This is a genomic window from Streptomyces sp. NPDC002784 (genome assembly GCF_053592135.1).
Genome location: NZ_JBSFVD010000001.1, coordinates 421,780 through 442,917, shown reverse-complemented (window position 1 = coordinate 442,917; position 21,138 = coordinate 421,780). Strand labels below are relative to the sequence as shown.

The window sequence follows — 21,138 nt, the reverse complement described above, 5'->3', positions numbered from 1 at the left end:
GTCGGATGATCAAATGAGTGCGGTCGGCACCGGATGAGCGCCAGGTACCCCTCTGGCAAGCATCCGGGTCGCAGCCCCCACGGGGCCTCCAACCAAAAATCCCTCATTTAGGAGCAATCGTGGCGCGCGACATCGCGGCTCCCCCCGGCGTCCCCACCACCCATCAGGAACTGATCTCGTGGGTCGACGAGATCGCGGAACTGACCGAGCCGGACAACGTGGTCTGGTGCGACGGATCCGAGGCCGAGTACGAGCGCCTGTGCGAGGAGCTCGTGGCGAAGGGCACCTTCAAGCGGCTCGACCCGATCAAGCGCCCCAACTCCTACTACGCGGCCTCCGACCCCACCGACGTGGCGCGTGTCGAGGACCGCACCTTCATCTGCTCCGAGAAGGAAGAGGACGCGGGCCCCACCAACCACTGGAAGGCGCCCGCCGAGATGCGGGCCATCTTCACTGGAGAAGAAAACAGCTTCGCGGGGGAGAAGGGCATCTTCCGCGGCTCGATGAAGGGCCGGACGATGTACGTCGTCCCGTTCTGCATGGGCCCCCTCGGCTCGGACCTCTCCGCGATCGGCGTCGAGATCACCGACTCCGCCTACGTCGCGGTCTCCATGCGCACCATGACGCGCATGGGGCAGCCCGTCCTCGACGAGCTGGGCTCCGACGGCTTCTTCGTGCGTGCCGTGCACACGCTCGGAGCGCCGCTGGCCGAGGGCGAGGCGGACGTGCCGTGGCCCTGCAACTCCACCAAGTACATCTCCCACTTCCCGGAGTCCCGCGAGATCTGGTCCTACGGCTCCGGCTACGGCGGCAACGCCCTGCTCGGCAAGAAGTGCTACGCCCTGCGCATCGCCTCCGTCATGGCCCGCGACGAGGGCTGGCTCGCCGAGCACATGCTGATCCTGAAACTCACCCCGCCGCAGGGCGAGCCCAAGTACGTCGCCGCCGCCTTCCCGAGCGCCTGCGGCAAGACCAACCTCGCCATGCTGGAGCCCACGATCTCCGGCTGGACCGTCGAGACGATCGGCGACGACATCGCCTGGATGCGCTTCGGCGAGGACGGCCGCCTGTACGCCATCAACCCCGAGGCCGGCTTCTTCGGCGTCGCGCCCGGCACCGGTGAGCACACCAACGCCAACGCGATGAAGACGCTGTGGGGCAACTCCGTCTTCACCAACGTGGCGCTGACCGACGACAACGACGTCTGGTGGGAGGGCATGACGGAGGAGACCCCGGCCCACCTCACCGACTGGAAGGGCAACGACTGGACGCCCTCCTCTCAGACCCCGGCCGCCCACCCCAACGCCCGCTTCACCGTCCCCGCCGCGCAGTGCCCGATCATCGCGCCCGAGTGGGAGGACCCCAAGGGCGTGCCGATCTCCGCGATCCTCTTCGGCGGCCGGCGCGCCACCGCCGTACCGCTGGTCACGGAGTCCTTCGACTGGAACCACGGCGTCTTCCTCGGCGCGAACGTCGCCTCCGAGAAGACCGCCGCCGCCGAGGGCAAGGTCGGCGAGCTGCGCCGCGACCCGTTCGCCATGCTGCCGTTCTGCGGCTACAACATGGGCGACTACATGGGTCACTGGGTCGACGTCGCCAAGGGCAAGGACGCCGCGAAGCTCCCGAAGATCTACTACGTCAACTGGTTCCGCAAGAACGACCAGGGCAAGTTCGTCTGGCCCGGCTTCGGCGAGAACTCCCGGGTCCTGAAGTGGATCGTGGAGCGGCTCGAGGGCAAGGCCGAGGGCGTCGAGACCCCGATCGGCGTCCTGCCGACGAAGGACGCCCTCGACACCAAGGGCCTCGAACTGGCCGACTCCGACCTGGAGTTCCTGCTCACGGTCGACAAGGAGGTCTGGCGCGAGGAGGCCGCGCTGGTCCCCGACCACCTCAACACCTTCGGCGACCACACGCCGAAGGAACTGTGGGACGAGTACCACGCGCTGGTGCAGCGCCTGGGCTAGTCCCTCCCCCATGAACCCCCGCGGCCGGCCTCCGATGGGAGCCCTGACCAGTGATCGTCACGGGCCGGCCGCGGGCGGCAGCAACACGCCCTCCCTCGCGCCCCCTTGAACACGGGATCTTCACCCCTGTTACATGGGGGGCGCACGGGTCCCACCGCTTCCGGTGGGGCCCGACACAGCCTGTGGGGGGCACAGTTGAATACAGCACACCGTTCCGGACGCCTGGCGGCCACCGTCCTCGCCGCGGTCCTCGCCGGGACCGGACTCACCGTCGCCACGGCGCCCGCGGCGCACGCGGCGGCCTCCGACAACGTGGCCAAGCTGCCGTTCACGTCGTACTCGGCGCTGGCCGTCGACAGCGTCCACCAGCGCGTCTTCCTCGCCGACGCGGCCGTGGGCACCAGCTCCACCTACGGACAGGTCGCCGTCTACACCTTCCAGGGCGAGCGCATCTCCACCATCCACACCAACTACCACGTCTCCGGCCTGGCCCTCAGCACCGACGCGAGCACGCTGTACGTCGGCGAGCGCTACCGGATATCCGCCTACGACACCGCCACGCTGGCCATCAAGAGCGCGCCCAGCGCGCCCAGCGACCAGTGCGGGCGCGAGGTCGTGGTCGCCGGAGGCAAGCCGTACTACACCTCGCAGTGGGCCGACAACCTCACCCAGTGCGCCACGGCAACCTCCACCATGGACACGATCGTCAACGGCGGCTGGCAGCGCACCGGATGGAACGACACCGGCAAGCTCCTGCTCGAGGGCGGCCCGAACGACACCTTCGTGATGGGGCAGGGGCTCAACTCCTCGGCGCCGAACCCGTTCCTCAGCGTCTTCGACGGCAGCGGCGAGACCCCGGTGCGCGACGCCACCCGCCGGTTCGCCGACGCCACCGGCCAGGGCGCGCTGGACCTCAAGGACATCGCCGTCTCCCCGGACGGGGCGAAGATCGCCCTCGCCGACGCCAAGACCGGCACCCGGCTGCTCAACACCGGCGACCTGTCCGACGCGGCCACCGGCTACCAGGCCCTGCCGGCCGGTGCCACCGCCAGCTCCGTCGCCTTCAGCGGCGACGGCGCGTACCTGGCGCGCGGCGCCTCGGCCACAGGCGCCACCCCCGACCTGCTGGTGCAGCCCGCGGACCCCGGCGACGCCACGGCCCCGCTGGAGTTCGTCTTCGAGGGCAGCCAGGACGGTGACCGGGTCGTGCCGCGCGGCATGGAGTGGTCGGCGGACGGCTCCCGGCTGTTCGCCGTCACCACCAACGCCACCGGCGGCCAGTACTGGCTGCACATCATCCAGCCCCCGGCCGTGCAGTACGACGTCCGCTTCACCGGCGGGCTGACCCACAGCCCCGCCCAGGCGGTCGCGGGCGAACCGCTCGCCGTGCGCGGCAAGCTGGAGTGGGACGGCCCGGCGCCCGGGCAGCCCTTCAAGGTCACCGCCAGCCGTACGGACGCGGCCGGCACCCACGACCTGGGCACCTTCACGGTCAAGGAGGACGGCTCCTACACCGTCCTCGACGAGCCCGGTCTGCTCGGCGACGCCACCTACCGCGTCTCCTTCCTCGGCGACCTCACCCACCGCCCGGCGGACGGCCCCACCACCACGGTCAGCGTCGGCAAGGCGCCCACCTCGATCGCGCTCACCGCCCCGGCGGAGGCCTCGATCAGCTCGGGCGTGGAGATCACCGGCACGTTCACCGCGCAGGGCAGGGCGCTGCCCGACCGGGCGGTGCTCAAGGTCGAGCGCACCGACCGCCTCGGCACCGGCACCCTGTCGTCGGTGACGGTCGGCGCGGACGGCACCTTCACCCTCAACGACATCCCGCGCGCCCGCCGCGACGTCACCTACACGGTCAGCTGGCCCGGCGACGACCTCCACCTGGGCGCCACGGCGTCCGCGACGGTCCACGTCACGCGCTGATCCCGCCCCCGCCCCGGTCCTCCAGGTACCGGGTGTGGGTCTCCTGGCGGCGGGCCTCCGTGTCCCGCAGGCCCGCCGCCAGGCTCTCCGCCTCCTGCCGCAGCAGACCGAGCTGACGCTCCAGATGCCGCTCCGGCGCCTCCTGTCCCGGCGTCAGCCGCGTCCACCACCTCGCCCGTACGAAGCTGTCGACGGCCTCGGGAAGGTCCTGCCGTACGGCCCGCCCCAGGGTGTGCAGGCCCTCCGGGTCCCCGGCGAGCAAATGGGTGGCCCAGCCCGGCGCCAGCAGCGCGGTGAGCAGGTTCGTCAGCTCGGTCAGCTGTCCCTCGGCGGCCGGGGGCAGCTCGACCTCCGCCAGATATCCGCACAGCTTCTCGAAGTCCCGGCGCAGCTCCTGCAGTTGCTCCGACGGGTCCGGGAAGGCCGGCAGGGCGGGCCGCTCCGGCGGGGCGATCAGCGCGCCCGCGCCGTACAGTCCCGCGACGACGACCGGCCAGTACGGGCCCGCCACCCCGGCGAAGGTCATTCCGAGCCCGGCGATCCCGCAGACGCTGCCGGCGATGTTCGTGCGGGACTCGAGGTATCTACTGATAGCCACGGATCTCCTCGAAGGCGCCGTCCAGCGAGCCCTGCCGGGCGTCGAAGAGACGGCCGCCGGTCAGTTCGGCGATGTGCTCCAGCTCGGCCCGGTCGGAGTCGCCGAAGAGGATGGGGAAGACGGGCGTGCCGCGCCGGTCCCGGTCGAGCCCGGCGTAGAAGGCGTCGAACTCCTCCGCCTCGGCGCCCGCGGTGTTCTCGCCGTCCGTCATCAGCACGATCGACGTGAACGTGTCCCGCCCGGCGCCGAGATGGCCGTACGCCTCCTCCAGCGACGTGTAGATCGCGGTGTCGCCCTCGGCGGTGAGCGCCGCGGTGTCCTCGCGGATGGCGTCGAGTCCGGTAGCCGGGTCCGCGGGGTCGACGACGTGGGTACGCACGCTCTTGACGTCCGAGCCGAACGGCATCAGCGTCACCTCCTCCCGCTCGCGGAAGTCGCCGGTGAGCCCGGTGAGCGCCGACTTCAGGCGGGTCAGGCGGTCGCCGCGCATCGAGCCCGAGGTGTCGAGGACGTACACCGTCCGGGACGGGCGGCGCAGTTCGTTCTCGTAGGCGTCGAGCAGCCCGTCGGCGACGGAGCGGCTGCCGGGGAAGGGCAGTTCGCGGCGGCGGCCGGGGTCCAGGCCCGCCCCCGGGGTCACGGAGGCGACGACCGGGCGGCGGTGGGTGAGGTCGGTGATCTCCTGCTGCAGGTCCGGGCCGCGCAGGGCCTCGGCCAGCCGGCGCACGGTCTCCCGGGTGCCGGCGTCCGTGGCGGCGAGCGTGGAGAGGGGGTAGTCGGCGGTGACGACACCGTCGCTCGGGCGGATCACGGTCAGATCCGGGATGCCCTTGAGCACGGACTCGTAGTTGAGCATCGCGTCCACGTCCCCGCGCCGCTCGTAGGCGGCCGCCAGCCAGCCTGAGGAGCCCGAGGTCAGCCGCTGGCCCCGGAAGAACTCCTTCAGCCGCGGGCGGGCCTGGTCGACGTCCGCGTCCGTGAGCGCCGACTGGGCGCCGGAGAGGGCGGAGGCGACCGAGACGAGCGTGGCGAACCCGGAGTTGGAGCGTGCCGGGTCGGTCATGCCGTACGTCAGCTTCCCGTCCCGTACCGCCCGCTCGACCTGTGACCAGGTGACCTTCTCCGGCTTCCAGCCCAGCTCGCGCACGGTGTCCGGCCTGACGCCGATGGCGACCGGGCTGCTCATCACCGGGGTCTCCGAGACGACCTTCCTCGCCGCTTCGGGGCGCAGCCGCAGATAGTCGTTGGACGACAGCCACACGGCGTCGAACTTCCCGTCCGTGCCGCCCTTGGCGAGCAGCTCCACGGCGTCCAGGGTGCCCAGGTAGGTGGCGTCGACCTTGATTCCGGTGTCCTGCTCGACCCGGTCGAGCACCGGGGTCATGTCGGCGAGTTCGCTGGAGGCGAGGACGCGCAGGGTGCCGGGCTCGGGGGAGTCGGGCTCCTTCTCCCCCTGCGCGGTGCAGGCGGTGGCGAGCAGGGCGACGGTGAGCAGGGCGGCGCGGCGTCTCATCCGAGGCCCCCGTCCAGCGCGCCCCGGTTCCGGCTGCGCTCCAAGTAGGCGGAGGCGTGCTGGAGTTCGGAGGTCAGGTTCTCCACGGTCGTCGCCATCGCCTCGGTGGCCTGGACCTTGTACGTGTCGATGGCGTCCAGGGTCCGGTAGATCTGCTGGAACGCCGACCGCAGGGTCTCCGCGCCGACCGCGGGGTCGGCGGCGATGCGCTGGATCTCCCCGCTCTGCGTGGCGAGCATCTCGGCGTTGCCCCGCACCAGGTCCTCGGTGGTCCCGCGCAACGCGTTGACCTGCTCGATGACCTTCTTCTGGTTGTCCAGCGCGGACGCCAGCATCACCGAGATCCGCAGCGCCGACACGGTCGTGGTGGCGGCCCGGTCGACGCCCTTGATCAGCTCGTCGTTGTTGCGCCGTACGACGTCCATGGCGAGGTAGCCCTGCGCGCACACCGCGAGCTGGGTGAGCAGGTCCTGGTGCTTCTGCCGGACGGGGAAGAGGACATCGGCGCGGAGCGTGTCGGCCGCCCCGGGATCGCCGACCCCGGCGATGTGCTCCTCGACGGCGGTGTCGAGGGCCTCGGTGAGGACGACGTACTCCTGGAGCTTGCCCATGGTCTCCCACAGACGGACCCGCTCGGTCTGCAACGCCGCGTTGTCCCGGCGCAGTTCGTCCTGGCCGCCGCGCAGCGTGCCCACGATTCTGTTGAGAGTGCCCTGTGCGGAGGCGTACTTGGCGACGTGGTCGCGCAGCCGGTTGCCACCGGGCAGCCGGGAGAGGAACTTGCGGCCCTTGGAGGCGGGTATGTCACGCGGGTCCAAGTCCTCGACCACCCGGCGCAGTTCCACCAGCGAGCCCGCGACCTGCGACTGGGCGTCCCCGCCCTTGTCGGGCAGGCTGCGCACGGTGCGCTCCAGCATCCGGTTGGACTGCGCGGCGGCGCTGCGCATCTCACCGGCGCCGAGCGCGGTGATCTCCCCGACCTTTCCGGCGAACTCCGGGGAGCGGGCGTCGAGGGCCGCGAGCGTGTGGACGTAGTCGGCGGCCTTCTGCGCGATGCCCGCGCGGACGCTCTCGTCGACGGGGACCAGCCCGCCGGCCTTCTCCCGCGGCACCGGCGCGACGGCCTCGGGCGGGGTGAGCGTGAAGGTTTCCTCGGTCATGTGCGGTTCCCCCCTAGGATCCGGCCCGGCGCGCCATGTCGTGCAGCACCGCGGAGGTGGGCACGGGCACCTGCCGGACGCCGGTGAGCTGCTGGTTGAGATAGGCCGCGTGCGCGGCGGTGGCCGAGGTGAATTCGGCGCCGGCGCCCTGCGGCCGGAACCCGTGCCGGACCGCGAGCTCGCGCAGCCGGGGGTCCGAGCCGAGCAGGTCGCCCAGCGCGCGGCCCTCCTCGGTCAGCGGTACGACGGTGTGGTCGCTGTTGGCGGTGGTGTCCGGGTAGAGGACGGTCAGGTCGGCCACGCCGCCCTCGCCCTGCCCGAGCAGTGCGGCGACCTGCGACTCGTAGACGAGGACCAGCGGGTTCCCGGCGCCGCTGACGAAGTCCCGGAACGCCGCGTCCGTGCTGGACTGCTGGGCGCCCTGCACGCTGACCAGCTTGCGCATCAGCGGCGCGGTCGCCTCGACGTCCTCGGCGCTCGCGGCGACCCGGCCGCCGCCCGCGACCCAGGAGGCCGCGGCGAGGTACAGGGCGCCCGAGTTGGAGGTCTGCGGGTCGGTCGAGGCGATGAAGAGGGTGCCGGTCAGCTCCCCGTGCTTGTCGGCGCCCTTGAGCTGCTGCCAGGTCCTGTCCGCGCGGGCGGCGTCGAGGTAGGCGGTCATCCTCAGGGTGCCGCGGTGCTCCCCGTCCAGCGTCGCCAGGCCGTTGTCGGCGAGGACGTCGGCGGCGCTGCGGTGGGCCACCACGACGAGGGGCGAGTAGAAGGGCCGCGGCAGCGGCTGGCGCACCTCGTACTTGGCGGCCAGCTCGTCGGCGGGCGCCTTGCTGGAGGGGAAGGCGAGGTCGTACCCCTTGAGGTCGAGCCCCTCCATCGCCCAGGACCCGGACGTCTCCGTCCGCACGGTGTAGCCCTGGGCGGCCAGGGCCTCCACCACGTCGGGATCGGCGAAGAACTCCGCCTTCTCCGATCCGATCACTGCTCGCACGGTCTTCGTTGCCGTGCCCGTGTCCCCGGATTCCCGGCCCGCCACGACAGCCGCCACCACGCCGCCGATCAGCATCACCGCGAGGACGATTCCGATGATTCGTCTCACACGCCGAGAGTGCTCCCGGAACCCAACATTCCCCGCCACGCCCGATGAACGCCAGGAGTCATACCGACTCCGTTCCTGCAACACCCCAAGGGGGCCCGGAAAGGGGCGCGGGGAACGGCGCGAGCAACCACCCACGACAGGCAGCCGCCGACGCGACAGAAACCCCTACGGCGACAAGGCACCGCGGCTCAGGCCAGCGCAGTGCATGGCGCCCGGTCCGCGCGTCGCTGCGGGTGCACGCGGACCGGGGCCGACTGTGGGCGCCCCGAATGGGGCGCGGGGAACGGCGCTAGCAACCACCCACGACAGGCAGCCGCCGACGCGACAGAAACCCCTACGGCGACAACGCGCCGCCGCTCAAGCCGCGCAGCACGCGTGCGCGTCCATGCGCTCGGCCGCCAGGATCGCCGCCGCCGTGTCGGCGCGGGACGCCGCGACGACCAGGGCGCGCCCGGCGAGCGTGTGCGCCCGCTGGTGCAGCGCCGGCAGATCACGGGCCACGCCCGTGGGCACCGCACGCACCGCGGCGCCGCCCCGGAGCCGGGTCACCTGCTCCGCGAGCCGCTCGGTGGCGGCGTCCAGGTCGGCGGACGGGGCCAGGGCGCGCAGTTCGTCGGTGACCGCCAGCAGTGCGGCGAGATGGCCCGCCAGCTGGATGTCCAGCTCCTCCTCGCGCGTCCGGTGGGGGAAGTCGGAGGTGGTGCCGGCCATCGTGTGGACCGACTTGGTGCGGATCGGTTCGTACATGGGGGATGGCCTCCTGTGCTCTGACAGGAAACCATCCTAGCTTAGATTCCGTCTAAAGTTGAGCCGGGCGTAGATCCGCTCCTCAAGGCTGGCTGTAGCCGTCGAGGAAGTTCCCGATCCGGGTCACCGCGTCCCGCAGATCCCCGACCGTCGGCAGCGTCACGACCCGGAAGTGGTCGGGCTCGCTCCAGTTGAACCCGGTCCCCTGGACCACCATGATCTTCTCGCGCCGCAGCAGGTCCAGGACGAGCTGCCGGTCGTCCTTGATCTTGTAGACCTGGGGATCGAGGCGGGGGAAGAGATAGAGGGCGCCCTTGGGGCGCACGCAGCTCACCCCGGGGATCTGCGTGAGCAGCTCGTAGGCGACGTCCATCTGCTCCTTGAGCCGCCCGCCCGGCAGGACCAGGTCCTTGATGGTCTGCCGCCCGCTGAGGGCGGCGACGACACCGTGCTGACCGGGCATGTTGGCGCACAGCCGCATATTGGCGAGGATCGTCAGGCCCTCGATGTAGGAGTCGGCATGGGCCCGTGGACCGGAGATCGACATCCAGCCGACGCGGTAACCGGCCACCCGGTACGCCTTCGACATGCCGTTGAAGGTGAGGGTCAGCAGGTCCGGGGCGACCTTGGCGGTCGGGGTGTGGGTGGCGTCGTCGTAGAGGATCTTGTCGTAGATCTCGTCGGAGCAGACGAGGAGGTTGTGCCGGCGCGCGATGTCCGTGAGCCCCTTGAGCACGGCCTCGTCGTAGACGGCACCCGTGGGGTTGTTCGGGTTGATGATGACGATCGCCTTGGTGCGGTCGCTGATCTTCCGCTCCACGTCGGCGAGGTCGGGCATCCAGTCGGACTGCTCGTCGCAGCGGTAGTGCACCGCGGTCCCGCCGGACAGCGACACGGCGGCGGTCCACAGCGGGTAGTCCGGCGAGGGCACGAGCACCTCGTCGCCGTCGTCCAGCAGTCCCTGCATCGCCATCACGATCAGCTCGGAGACGCCGTTGCCGACGAAGACGTGCTCGACGTCGGTCTCGATGCCGAGGGTCTGGTTGTGCATGACGACCGCGCGGCGCGCCGCGAGCAGCCCCTTGGCGTCGCCGTACCCATGGGCCGAGGAGACGTTGCGGAGGATGTCCTCCAGGATCTCCGGCGGGCACTCGAACCCGAAGGCCGCGGGGTTGCCGGTGTTCAGCTTGAGGATGCGGTGTCCCGCCGCCTCCAGCCGCATGGCCTCCTCGAGAACCGGACCCCGGATCTCGTAACAGACATTGGCGAGCTTGGTCGACTGGATCACCTGCATGCCGGTGAGCTTACGGCCCGGTAACGCCCCATGGGCCGTGTTTCCCACCACATGAGACGGGTGGTTTGGGAGGTTATCGCCGACGGCTGTCCCCCGTGCGCCTCCCGTCTCTACAATGCGCGGCCATGCCCAGGCCACCGCAGCACGGAAACGGGACGAACGGCGTGAATGCTCCCAACGGTGTCACGGGTCCTCACGGCGAGGGTCCCCAGGGCCCGCCGCGGGTGTACGTCCCGCAGGCGGCTCCGTCCCCCGACTACGAGGAGTACCGCGATCCGGCCCTGGCGCACGGCTGGCAGAACGCGTACGACGAGACGAGCGAGCTGCCGCGGGTGACCGGCGCGCCGGGCGGCGGCTGGGAGCCCGGCACCGGTGGCCGGGCCGCCCGCCGCTCGCACCGCCGCCGGGATCAGCGCCGCCCCCTCCTGATGGCCGCCGGCGCGCTGGGCACGGTCTCGGTCGCCGCCCTGGTGGCGGGCTTCGGGTTCTCCTCCGACTCCTCCTCGGGCGGCTCGGAGGGCAAGAAGGACCCGGCCCGCTCGGCGCAGGACGACACCGGCACGCCGGCGGACGAGGACCGCACGCCGGCGGGCGACGCCGGCACGCCGGCCGACCCGTCCGCCGCCCCGTCCCCGACTCCGCCGGCCGCCGCGTCCGAGGCGCCGGGCACCACGGCCACCCCCGGCGAGGCGGAGCCGACGCAGCCACGGACACCCGGCGAGGACTCCGCCGCCCCCGCGACCACGGCCCCCGCCGCCGAATCCCCCGAGCCCACCGCCACCGCCATCGCCCCCACCGCCTCGGGCGACACCGGCCCGGGCAACTCCGGGAAGAAGCCCGGAAGCGGCTCGGGCAGCACCAAAAGGCCGCGGTAGGCGCCTCGGGTCGGCCGCCGTGGCCGGAAACGACTGCTTGTTCCCGGCACCCCCTCACACAACAATGCGCATGACAAATCAGCGGGTGGCCGGAAGATCTCCGGTCACCTTCGGTGCAAGAGGGGACCCCCACATGAGAAAGCCTCTCGTCGTCGCGCTGTCCGCCCTGGCCCTGGCCGGGGCCGGCGCGGCACCCGCGGTCGCCGCTCCCGACCGGAGCGACAGCGCCGCGCCCGCGATCCAGGCCGTCACCTTCGCCGGGACCGTGTCGCTCAGCAACTGCTCCGGTTCCGTCGTGCGGATGCCCGACTCCGAGGACAACGACCCCGCGCTCGTGCTCACCAACGGCCACTGCCTGGAGACCGGCTTCCCCCGGCCCGGCGAGGTCGTCGTCGACCGGCCCTCCAGCCGCTCCTTCGGGCTGCTCAACTCCGCCGGCACCCGGGTCGCCACCCTGCGCGCCGCCAAGATCAGCTACGCGACGATGACCGACACCGACGCCGCGATCTACCAGCTCACCCGCACCTACGCCGAGATCAGGTCCTCGTACGGCATCAGCGCGCTCACCCTCGGCGACACCCGCCCCGTCGCCGGCACCGCCATCAGCGTCGTCTCGGGCTACTGGAAGCGGATCTACAACTGCTCCGTCGACGGCTTCGCGTACCGCCTGAAGGAGGGCGACTGGACCTGGAAGGACTCCGTCCGTTACACCTCCGCCTGCGACACGATCGGCGGCACCTCGGGTTCGCCGGTGCTCGACCGGGCCACCAACACGGTCGTCGCCGTGAACAACACCGGCAACGTGGACGGCCAGAGCTGCACCGTCAACAACCCCTGCGAGGTCGACGCGAGCGGCAACGTCACCGTCCGCCGGGGCATCAACTACGCCCAGCAGACGTACCAGTTCCCGGCCTGCTTCGGCATCGACAACAAGCTGGACCTGAGCGCGAGCGGCTGCGTCCTGCCCAAGCCGTGACCGTTCACCTCACGGGCGTGCGCCGCACCGACCGGCCCGCCAGCACGTCCGTCCGGCGGCCGTCCTCGATCACGAAGCGGCCGTCGATCAGGACGTACGGGATGCCGGTGGGCAGCCTCCTCGGCTCCTCGTACGTCGAGCCCGCCGCCACCGTCCGCGGGTCGAACAGGACGAGGTCGGCCCGGTAGCCCTCGCGGACCAGACCGCGGTCCGGCAGGCGCAGCCGGGCCGCGGGGCGGGAGGTGAGGTGCGCGACGCACTCCTCCAGCGACAGCACCCCCAACTCCCGTACGTAGTGGCCGAGGTACCGCGGGAAGGTGCCGTACGCCCGCGGGTGCGGCTTGGTGCCCTGGAGGATGCCGTCCGAGCCGCCGGTGTGGACGCGGTGGCGCATGATCGACCGGACGTTCTCCTCGTGGCCGACGTGCTGGAGGATCGTGGTGCCGAGGCGGTCCGCCAGGAGCAGCCGGCGGGCCGTGGTCCAGCCGTCCAGGCGGTGGCCGACGTGCGCGGCGAGGGCGGGGTCGCTCACCCCCGAGATCTCGATCGTGTCCCACTCGACGGGCACGCCGTGGCAGCCGTCCGAGCCGGTCACCTCCAGGTGGTGCCGGATCCGCTCGGCGCTCTCCTCGTCCGCCAGCCGCGCCAGCACCGCCTCCGGGCCGCCCTCGCTCGCCCAGCTCGGCAGCAGCGCGGCCAGCGTCGTGCAGCCGGGGGTGTACGGGTAGGTGTCGAGGCTGATGTCCGCGCCGGCCGTCAGCGCCTCGTCCAGCAGGTCCAGCAGCTGCGGCGCCCGGCCCTTGTTCACGCCGAAGTTCATCGTGGCGTGCGCCAGATGGAGGGCGCAGCCCGCCTCCCGGGTCAGGGCCACCATCTCCGCGTACGCCTCCAGCGCGCCCGCCCCGTAGGAGCGGTGGTGCGGGCAGTAGTAGCCGCCGTACGACGCCACCACCCGGCACAGTTCGGTCAGTTCGGCGTCCTCGGCGTACATGCCGGGGGTGTAGGTCAGGCCCGAGGACATGCCGACCGCGCCCTGCTCCAGGCCCTCCGCGACCAGCTGCCGCATCCGCGCCAGCTCCCCGGGCGTGGCCGCGCGGTCCTCCCAGCCGACCGCGAGGGCGCGGACCGTGCCCTGGGGGACGAGGTAGGCGGCGTTCACGGCGACGCCCCGGTCCAGGCGGTCCAGGTACTCGCCGACCGAGCGCCAGTCGAAGTCGATGTCGTCGCCGTGGCCGTTCCAGCCGGTGATCGCGCGGCGCACCTCGGCGAGCGTACGGTCGTCGGCCGGCGCGTACGACAGCCCGTCCTGGCCGATCACCTCCAGTGTCACGCCCTGCGCGGCCTTCGCGCTGTGGTCCGGGTCCCGCAGCAGGGCCAGGTCGCTGTGCGCGTGCATGTCGACGAAGCCGGGCGCCAGCACCAGCCCTTCGGCGTCCAGCTCGCGCACGGCGGAGGGTCGCTGGCAGCCCGCCGCGGCCGCCTCGCGCACGATCGAGACGATCCGGCCGTCGTCGACGACCACGTCGGCGCGGTAGGCGTCGGCGCCGGAGCCGTCGACCACGTCGGCGTCCCGGATGACCAGGTCCTGCACAGCGGGCCTCCTAGAAGAACGTACGGATGTAGTCGACGACCGTGCCGTCCGCCTCGGCGACCGGGATCAGCGGCCACTTGTCGAAGGACGTGCACGGGTGGGAGAGGCCGAGGCCGACCCAGTCGCCGACCTCCAGGTCCGCCCCGGGTGCCGTGCGCAGCCACGCGTGCTGGTCGGACAGGGCGGTCACCTCGATGCCGGCCGCCGGCCGCTCCACGCCGTCCCGGCGGACCACCTGGGCGAGGGGCAGGTCGAGGTCGTAGGCGGCGTCCCGCTTGCCGGCGTTGACGAAGGCCTGCTCGGCGGAGGGGCGGGAGACCACCTGCGTCCACAGCCGGAACGCGGGCTCCAGGGCGCCCTCGGCGGGGACCCGGTTGAACGGGGTGAGCTTGCGGTAGTGGCCGTCGTCGTGCGAGACGTAGGCGCCCGAGCGCAGCAACTTCAGTACCGGCAGCGAGAGGTGCGGGATCTGCGCGAACACGTCGGCGACCGCGTCGAACCAGGCGCTGCCGCCCGCGCTGACGACGATCTCGTCGGTGTCCGCGAACCGCCCCGCCCGGTCGAAGTCCCCGGCCAGCGCCACCAGCCGGCGCAGCCACGCGTGCACCCGCTCCGGGGTGGCCCCCGGCACCTCGCCCTCGTACCCGGCGACGCCGACCAGCCGCAGCGCGCGGGCGGCGGCCACCGCGTCGGCGACCGCCGCGCACTCGGCCTCGGTGCGCACACCGGTCCGCGCGCCCTCGCCCGCGGCGAGTTCCACGACGACGTCCACGGGCCGGGCGGCGCCCGTGAGCGCCGCGTCCATCAGCTCCACCCCGCGCACGGAGTCGACGTAGCAGACGAACCGGAAGTCCGGGTCGGCGGTGAGTTCCGCGGCCAGGCGGCGCAGGGCCGCCGCGTCCACCAGCTCGTTGGCGAGGAACACCCGGCGGATCCCGAACTCCCGCGCCACCCACACCTGATGGGGCACCGCGAGCGTGATGCCCCAGGCGCCGTGCTCGATCTGGCGCCGGAAGAGCTGCGGGGCCATGGAGGTCTTGCCGTGCGGGGCGAAGGCCAGGCCGTGGCGCTCGGCGTACGTCTCCATCAGGCGCAGGTTGTGCTCCAGGCGCTCGGCGGACAGGGCGAGCACGGGGGTGGCGAAGCCGTCGGTGTCGGTGAAGAGGTTGCGCCGCTCGGCCGCCAGCTCGCCGACGGTCAGGCCCATGGCGTCCGGCGGCAGGCCCTTGAAGCGGTGGTCGACGCGTTCCTCGGCCAGACGGGCGAGCGCTTCAGCGGCCATGGGGCCTCCCTGATCCGGTGCGTTGCATTATTTGCAACGCTCATTGCGTATGTCGCTTACTGCTGTCTAACATCTCGGCCAACACGAGCACAAGGCTGGGGAGCTACGACGATCGTGACCATCACCGGGACCGGCAACACCCTCGACGTCGTGGACGTCGTCGCGCTCGGCGAGTCCATGGTCGCGTTCCTGCCCGCCCGGCCGGGCCGCCTCGCCGACGTGCCCTCCTTCGACCGGTCGATCGGCGGCGCCGAGTCCAACGTCGCCTGCGCCCTGGCCGCCGCCGGACACTCGGTGCGGTGGGTGAGCAGGGTGGGCGCCGACGGCTTCGGCGACCACCTGGTCGAGGCGATCGGCTCCTACGGCGTCGATGTGTCGGCGGTGGGCCGGGACCCGGCGCGGCCCACGGGCGTGTACTTCCGCACCGCCGGCGACCGCGGGACGGACGCGCACGAAGTGGCGTACTACCGGGCCGGCTCGGCGGCGTCCGCGATGAGCGTGCGGAACGCGCAGGCGGGCCCCGGACGCGTGCTGCACCTGTCCGGGATCACCGCCGCCCTCTCCGACAGCTGCCTGGCGCTGGTGCAGAAGCTCACCGAACGCGGCCCCGGCCGCCCGCTCGTCTCCTTCGACGTCAACCACCGGGCCGGCCTGTGGCGGGACCCGGCCGCGGCCGGTGACGTCCTGCTCGGCCTCGCCCGCGGCAGCGACCTCGTGTTCGTGGGGGAGGACGAGGCGGCGCAGGCATGGGGGGTGGAAGGCGGCCCGGACGGGATCCGGGAACTGCTGCCCGAGCCGGGAGTGCTGGTGGTGAAGGAGGGGGCGAAGGGCGCGACGGTGTTCCAGGAGTCCGCCCGCGTCTTCCAGCCCGCCCTCCGGGTCGACGTCGTGTCGGCCACCGGCGCCGGGGACGCCTTCGCCGCCGGGTTCCTCTCCGCCACCCTGCGCGAACTCCCGCTGCGGGACCGGCTCCGGCACGGCCACCTCTGGGCCGCCGCCGCCCTCACCGCCCCCGGCGACCTCGCCCCGCCCCCGGCCCGCGACACCGCCGACCGGCTGGCCGCCCTCGGCGACGAGGCGTGGGGGAGACTTCGACTCGGCCCCGGCTGGACACCGGCCGCACCCCGGGCCGAGGAGGAGGTACGCACCCCATGAGCCAGACCGTAGACCGCGCGCTGAGCATCCTGCCGCTGCTCGCCGAGGGCCCCGCCGACCTGGGCCAGGTCGCCGACCGCCTGGGGGTGCACAAGTCCACCGCCCTGCGCCTGCTGCGCACCCTGCACGAGCACGGCATGGTCTACCGCCAGTCCGACCAGCGCTACCGCCTCGGCGCCCGCCTGATCGCCCTCGCCCAGGAGGCGATGGAGAACCTCGACATCCGCGAGATCGCCCACCCCCACCTCGTACGCCTCAACGAGAAGTGCGGACACACCGTCCACCTCGCCGTGTACGAGGAGGACGAGGTGCTCTACATCGACAAGGTCGAGAGCCGCTACCCGGTCCGCATGTACTCACGGATCGGCAAGCCGGTCGCCATCACCGTCGCCGCCGTCGCCAAGCTGCTCCTCGCCGACCTGACCGAACCCGAGCGCCGCGCCCTCGCGGAGAAGCTCGACTACCCCATGTACACGTCCCGTTCGACACCCAACGCCCCCGCCTTCCTGCGGGAGCTGGACACGGTGCGCGAACAGGGCTGGGCCACCGACCTCGGTGGCCACGAGGAGTCCATCAACTGCGTCGCCGCCCCCATCCGCGGCGCGGACGGCAGGGTCGTCGCCGCGATGTCGGTCTCGGCCCCCAACGTCGTCGTCACCGCCGACGAACTCCTCACCCTCCTCCCGCTGGTGCGCCGCACCGCCGACGAGATCAGCGGCGAGTACTCAGGCAAGACCCCGGCAAAGGACCCCGTATGACCGACAAGACCGCGCTCACCCCGCCGACCCACACCACCCCGCCCGCGAAGTTCTCGCACGGCGTGCGCAAGGGCAACATCCTCCAGGTCGCCGGCCAGGTCGGCTTCCTGCCGGCCGAGGAGGGCAAGCCGCCCACGCCCGCCGGCCCCACCCTGCGCGAGCAGACCCTGCAGACCCTCGACAACGTCCAGGCGATCCTCGAGGAGGGCGGCGCGAGCTGGGACGACGTGATGATGATCCGCGTCTATCTGACGGACGTGGCCCACTTCGCCGAGATGAACGAGATCTACAACGCCTATTTCGAGGCGCAGCACCTCACCGCCCCGCCCGCCGCGCGCACGACGGTCTACGTCGGCCTTCCCGCGGGCCTGCTCATCGAGATCGACGCGCTCGCCGTCCTCGGCTGACGCTCACTCAACTCCCGTACCACCCCCACGGCATGGCCCCTCGCCGGGCCATGCCGCGATCCCCCCTGCCCGAAAGCTGTATGTACGTAGCAAGAGGACCCCCATGACACCACCCCCGCACACCGGCGGCCTGCTCCTCCTCGTCGACGGCACCGCCGGTCTGCTCACCGTGGCCGCCGTCGGCATCGCGCTGCTGCTCTTCCTGATCATCCGGGTCCGGCTCCAGCCGTTCGTCGCCCTGCTCGCCGTCTCCATAGCCGTCGGCCTGCTCGCCGGCCTGTCGGTCACCGAACTCTTCGGCACCGTCCAGCGCTCCGACGCCGTCTCCACCATCGAGACCGGCATGGGCGGCATCCTCGGCCATGTCGCCATCATCATCGGCCTGGGCACCATGCTCGGCGCGATCCTCGAAGTCAGCGGCGGCGCGGCCGTGCTGGCGTCCCGGCTGCTCGGGCTGTTCGGCGAGAAGCGCGCCCCGCTCGCCATGGGCATCACCGGCGTCGTCTTCGGCATCCCGGTCTTCTTCGACGTGGGCATCTTCGTCCTCGCCCCGATCGTCTACGCCGCCGCCAGGCGCTCCGGAAAATCGATCCTGCTGTACTGCCTGCCCCTGCTCGCGGGCCTGTCGATGACCCACGCCTTCCTGCCCCCGCACCCCGGCCCGGTGGCCGCGGCCGGACTCCTCCACGTGGACCTCGGCTGGGTCATCCTCATGGGCGTCGTCTGCGGCATCCCGGCCGTCCTGGCGGCCTGGGTGTACTCCGCCTGGATCGGCCGCCGGATCTTCGTCGCCGTACCGCAGGACATGGTCGAGGCGGCGGAGGAGGCCAGGCGCGCCGTCGAGCACGAGCAGCGCGAGCCGCGTGAACAGCCGGTCGCCCTCGGCACGGTGCTCGCCATCATCGGTACGCCGCTGATCCTGATCCTCGCGGCCACGTTCTCCTCGATCGCCCTCGACCCGTCCACCCCGCGCTCGGTCATCGAGTTCTTCGGCCACCCCTTCGTGGCGCTGACGATCGCGCTGCTGCTCGCCTACTACGTCCTCGGCGTCCGGCGCGGCTGGTCCCGCAAGTCCCTGGAGACGGTGTCCACGTCCTCCCTCAAGCCGGTCGGCAACATCCTGCTGGTCGTCGGCGCGGGCGGGGTCTTCGGCGCCGTGCTGAAGGCGAGCGGGGTGGCCCAGGCGCTGTCGGACACCTTCAACGACGTGGGCCTGCCGGTGATCGCGTTGTCCTACCTGATCTCCGTGGTGCTGCGGGTGGCGCAGGGCTCCGCGACGGTGGCGATCGTCACCACCGCGGGCATCGTCGCGCCGCTGCTGGCGGAGGGGAACCACTCGCAGGCCTTCGTCGCCCTCGTCATCATGGCCATCTCGGCCGGTTCCATCTTCGCCTCGCACGTCAACGACGGCGGCTTCTGGATGGTGGCGAAGTACTTCGGCATCAGCGAGCGGGACACCCTGAAGACCTGGACCGTGCTGGAGACGGTGCTGTCGGTGGTGGGGTTCGTGGTGGCCGCCGGGTTGAGCATCTTCGTATAACGATGCCGGTGCCGACTGTGTGCGGCACAGGTTCGTCGACCATACTGCCCGCTGTGGAGCAGCGCATAGGATCGAGCAGCCAGCCCCTGGAGGGCGCCGGATTCGACCCGGCCTTCGTCCCCGGGCTCACCCCGCCCGTGTCCATGGTGAAGCGGGCGCAGGAGCCGGCGGAGCCCGAGGAGACGGACGCGAAGGCCGTGGAGGCCGCGGAAGCGGTCGAGGTCGTCAAGGAAGCGGTGGCGGAGGCAGCGGCCGAGGAGGACGAGACCGCCGCCGAAGAAGTCGCGGACGACGGGCCGGTCTTCGAGGCCGCCGACCGCCGGGCCAGGATCGTCGCCGACCGCCGCGGGGTCCGTCTCTGCCTGGACGACCAGGAGTGCGAGTTCCGCTGGGACGAGATCGGCGCCGTGGAGACGGAGACCGCCCGCTTCGGCAAGCGGTACACCGTCACGGTGCACACTCCTGACCGCCGTTGGTACCCGATCGAGATCGAGGCGGCGGCCAGGAGCCGCTTCGCCGAGTGGGAGTCACAGCTCGACGCCGTGCTGGACGCCTACTTCGAGGAGTCCGACTAGCAGTACTCCGACTAGCAGTACTGGGACTCCTTCCCGATCGACCGGTACATGCAGTCCGCGTTCTCCAGCAGCTGCAGCACCGCGTCCCGGTTGCGTGAGGTCTCCCGCTCGATCACCTCGTCGGGCGGGTAGAACCCACCGCCGGAGCTGGAGCGCGGATACATCTCGAAGGTGTACCCGAAGATCTTGTGGGTGCCCCAGAGGTAGTCGTCGATCGACCCGTCGGTGATGTACAGATCGCTGGCCTGCTCCGCCGTGTAGCCGTTGCTGGCCGCCATCTTGCCGCCGACCGTCGCGAAGGCGTTGCGGTCGTCGGCCGTCATCCCGGTCGTGGTGTCGGAGTACGTGTACCCGAACGGCCACAGCACCAGTTCGCTGTAGGTGTGGAAGTCGATCCCGGCCTTGATCTGCTGCACGCCGCCGATGACCCGGCTGCGCACGAAGCTCGCCACGACCCGCACCTCGGGCGCGGACTCGGGCGCCGAACCCCGGTAGGTGTCGGAGGACGTGGAGCCGGAGGAGCCGCCGCAGCAGCCCCAGCGGTAGTTCCAGTTGCGGTTGAGGTCGGTACCGACGTAGGAGGAACCGGAGTTGGGCTGCCGGTTCTTGCGCCAGGAGCGGTACGAGCCGGTGGCGATGTCGTACTCGCCGCCGTCCGGGTTGATGTCGGGGATGATCCAGATCTCGCGGTTGTTCACCATGCTGGTGACCCGGGAGTCGGAGCCGTAGTCGGAGGTCAGCTCGCGCAGCAGGTACAGCGCCATCTCGACGGTGAGGTGCTCGCGGGCGTGCTGGTGGTGGGTGAACAGCACCTCCGGCTCGGACTCGTCCGTGCCGACGTTGTCGCTGATCTTGATGGCCGTGATGTTCCGGCCCTGGTACGACGTGCCGATCACCCGGGTGCTGGCGATGGCCGGGTTCGCCGAGACGATCGAGTTGATCGCGCTCGTCATCTCCGCGTAGTTGTGGTACCGGGAGTCGGCCGACGGGAAGTCGAGCAGCCGGGCGTCGTCCGCGCCGCCCGAGCGGTCCGGTACGGCGCCGAGCGGCGTGACCTCGTAGCCGAGGCCGCGCAGGGTGCGGATCTGGTCGGCGCGGCCGGAGACCACCAGGCCGTGCGCGTCGACCTCGTCCACGGTGACGCCGGTGCGCTGGATCGCGGTGCGGTCCTTGGCGGTCGAGTGGGTGTGGATCTCGTACTGGCGGACGGTGTCGGCGGAGGGTGCCGCCCGGGTGCCGCTGTCGGCGTTGGCCGTGACGGTCGCGGAGAGGGGTGCCGCGAGGGCCAGGGCCAGGAGGGTGGCGAGCGTGGCGGTGCGTCTGCCGCCGCGGGCGCCTGAGCCTCGTATGCGAAGTCGCATGAATTCTCCTTGTGTCTCCAGGGCTTCCGGGATCTCCGGAAGGTGGGGAGTGGAGCAGGGGGTGGTTCAGCGACGTACTGGTGCGGGTGGCGCTCATCGTCCGTGCGTGGCATGAGCGGGTCAAGGCGGAAAACGGCCTCGATGGCGGGAACCCGTCTCGGGGGTGATGAGCGGGCAGTGTACGCGTGCGGGCGGCATGTGACGCGGGCCTGGCGGAAGGTGCACTCGGGCGTGTGAGGCTGGTGTGCGGGTCCGGGCCGAAGGGGGGATGGTGAGGGGTCCCTGGCCAAGAGGGGGCCGAACTCCGGCTCGATCCTCGGACC

At 71.7% G+C, this 21,138-nt stretch carries 18 protein-coding genes; 9 read left to right on the top strand and 9 right to left on the bottom strand.

Going from position 1 to position 21,138, the window contains the following annotated elements; translation table 11 throughout:
• Positions 1-119 precede the first annotated feature (119 nt).
• A complete protein-coding gene (locus ACWD1Z_RS02005; RefSeq protein WP_451114736.1) occupies positions 120-1,964 on the top strand; it encodes a phosphoenolpyruvate carboxykinase (GTP) in 1,845 nt (614 codons plus the stop codon).
• A 195-nt stretch (positions 1,965-2,159) separates the two neighbouring features.
• On the top strand, positions 2,160-3,890 hold the full coding sequence (locus ACWD1Z_RS02000) for an Ig-like domain repeat protein (protein WP_451114735.1): 1,731 nt from the start codon (positions 2,160-2,162) through the stop codon (positions 3,888-3,890).
• Here the strand turns inward: ACWD1Z_RS02000 and ACWD1Z_RS01995 are convergent.
• From ACWD1Z_RS01995 to ACWD1Z_RS01970, 6 genes are all read right to left on the bottom strand, one after another.
• Positions 3,880-4,488, bottom strand: coding sequence for a hypothetical protein (locus tag ACWD1Z_RS01995; protein ID WP_451114733.1), 609 nt, complete (start codon positions 4,486-4,488; stop codon positions 3,880-3,882). The two genes, ACWD1Z_RS02000 and ACWD1Z_RS01995, sit on opposite strands and share 11 nt — an antisense overlap.
• The gene (locus ACWD1Z_RS01990; RefSeq protein WP_451114731.1) at positions 4,475-6,001 is read right to left on the bottom strand and encodes a substrate-binding and vWA domain-containing protein; all 1,527 of its coding nucleotides are present in this window, start codon (positions 5,999-6,001) and stop codon (positions 4,475-4,477) included. The genes ACWD1Z_RS01995 and ACWD1Z_RS01990 overlap by 14 nt, the downstream gene beginning before the upstream one ends.
• Positions 5,998-7,161, bottom strand: a complete 1,164-nt coding sequence (locus tag ACWD1Z_RS01985) for a toxic anion resistance protein (protein ID WP_451114730.1) — start codon at positions 7,159-7,161, stop codon at positions 5,998-6,000. The genes ACWD1Z_RS01990 and ACWD1Z_RS01985 overlap by 4 nt, the downstream gene beginning before the upstream one ends.
• Before the next feature lie 13 nt (positions 7,162-7,174).
• Complete coding sequence (locus tag ACWD1Z_RS01980; RefSeq protein ID WP_451114728.1) at positions 7,175-8,254, bottom strand: hypothetical protein; 1,080 nt, start codon at positions 8,252-8,254, stop codon at positions 7,175-7,177.
• 357 nt (positions 8,255-8,611) lie between these two features.
• Positions 8,612-9,001, bottom strand: coding sequence for an SCO4983 family protein (locus ACWD1Z_RS01975; protein WP_451114727.1), 390 nt, complete (start codon positions 8,999-9,001; stop codon positions 8,612-8,614).
• A gap of 82 nt (positions 9,002-9,083) precedes the next feature.
• On the bottom strand, positions 9,084-10,295 hold the full coding sequence (locus tag ACWD1Z_RS01970; protein WP_451114726.1) for a pyridoxal phosphate-dependent aminotransferase: 1,212 nt from the start codon (positions 10,293-10,295) through the stop codon (positions 9,084-9,086).
• Positions 10,296-10,459: 164 nt separating this feature from the next.
• Between ACWD1Z_RS01970 and ACWD1Z_RS01965 the strand changes: the two genes are divergently transcribed.
• Together ACWD1Z_RS01965 and ACWD1Z_RS01960 are read left to right on the top strand one after the other, a co-directional pair.
• Positions 10,460-11,170, top strand: a complete 711-nt coding sequence (locus ACWD1Z_RS01965) for a hypothetical protein (RefSeq protein ID WP_451114724.1) — start codon at positions 10,460-10,462, stop codon at positions 11,168-11,170.
• A gap of 133 nt (positions 11,171-11,303) precedes the next feature.
• Positions 11,304-12,146 (top strand): trypsin-like serine peptidase, encoded by an 843-nt coding sequence (locus ACWD1Z_RS01960; RefSeq protein ID WP_451114722.1) that lies wholly within the window; start codon positions 11,304-11,306, stop codon positions 12,144-12,146.
• Between the two features lie 4 nt (positions 12,147-12,150).
• Here ACWD1Z_RS01960 and ACWD1Z_RS01955 read toward each other — a convergent pair whose 3' ends face one another.
• Both ACWD1Z_RS01955 and ACWD1Z_RS01950 read right to left on the bottom strand, forming a co-directional pair.
• On the bottom strand, positions 12,151-13,737 hold the full coding sequence (locus ACWD1Z_RS01955; protein ID WP_451114720.1) for an N-acyl-D-amino-acid deacylase family protein: 1,587 nt from the start codon (positions 13,735-13,737) through the stop codon (positions 12,151-12,153).
• Positions 13,738-13,747: 10 nt separating this feature from the next.
• A complete protein-coding gene (locus ACWD1Z_RS01950; RefSeq protein WP_451114719.1) occupies positions 13,748-15,019 on the bottom strand; it encodes an amino acid deaminase in 1,272 nt (423 codons plus the stop codon).
• Positions 15,020-15,133: 114 nt separating this feature from the next.
• Here ACWD1Z_RS01950 and ACWD1Z_RS01945 point away from each other — a divergent pair, with 114 nt between their 5' ends.
• The 5 genes from ACWD1Z_RS01945 (at position 15,134) to ACWD1Z_RS01925 (ending at position 19,454) form a co-directional block, all read left to right on the top strand.
• Entirely contained in the window at positions 15,134-16,174 is a 1,041-nt protein-coding gene (locus ACWD1Z_RS01945; RefSeq protein WP_451114718.1) for a sugar kinase, read from the top strand.
• Entirely contained in the window at positions 16,171-16,932 is a 762-nt protein-coding gene (locus ACWD1Z_RS01940; protein ID WP_451114716.1) for an IclR family transcriptional regulator, read from the top strand. The genes ACWD1Z_RS01945 and ACWD1Z_RS01940 overlap by 4 nt, the downstream gene beginning before the upstream one ends.
• Positions 16,929-17,339 carry a RidA family protein gene (locus tag ACWD1Z_RS01935; RefSeq protein ID WP_389415189.1) on the top strand — a complete coding sequence of 137 codons (411 nt, stop codon included), beginning with the start codon at positions 16,929-16,931 and terminating at the stop codon, positions 17,337-17,339. The genes ACWD1Z_RS01940 and ACWD1Z_RS01935 overlap by 4 nt, the downstream gene beginning before the upstream one ends.
• A gap of 103 nt (positions 17,340-17,442) precedes the next feature.
• A complete protein-coding gene (locus ACWD1Z_RS01930; RefSeq protein WP_451114714.1) occupies positions 17,443-18,879 on the top strand; it encodes a GntP family permease in 1,437 nt (478 codons plus the stop codon).
• 53 nt (positions 18,880-18,932) lie between these two features.
• Positions 18,933-19,454, top strand: coding sequence for a hypothetical protein (locus ACWD1Z_RS01925; protein WP_451114713.1), 522 nt, complete (start codon positions 18,933-18,935; stop codon positions 19,452-19,454).
• Between the two features lie 11 nt (positions 19,455-19,465).
• On the opposite strand, the gene ACWD1Z_RS01920 is transcribed toward ACWD1Z_RS01925, so the two are convergent.
• Positions 19,466-20,815, bottom strand: coding sequence for a M14 family metallopeptidase (locus ACWD1Z_RS01920; protein WP_451114711.1), 1,350 nt, complete (start codon positions 20,813-20,815; stop codon positions 19,466-19,468).
• Between the last annotated feature and the right edge of the window lie 323 nt (positions 20,816-21,138).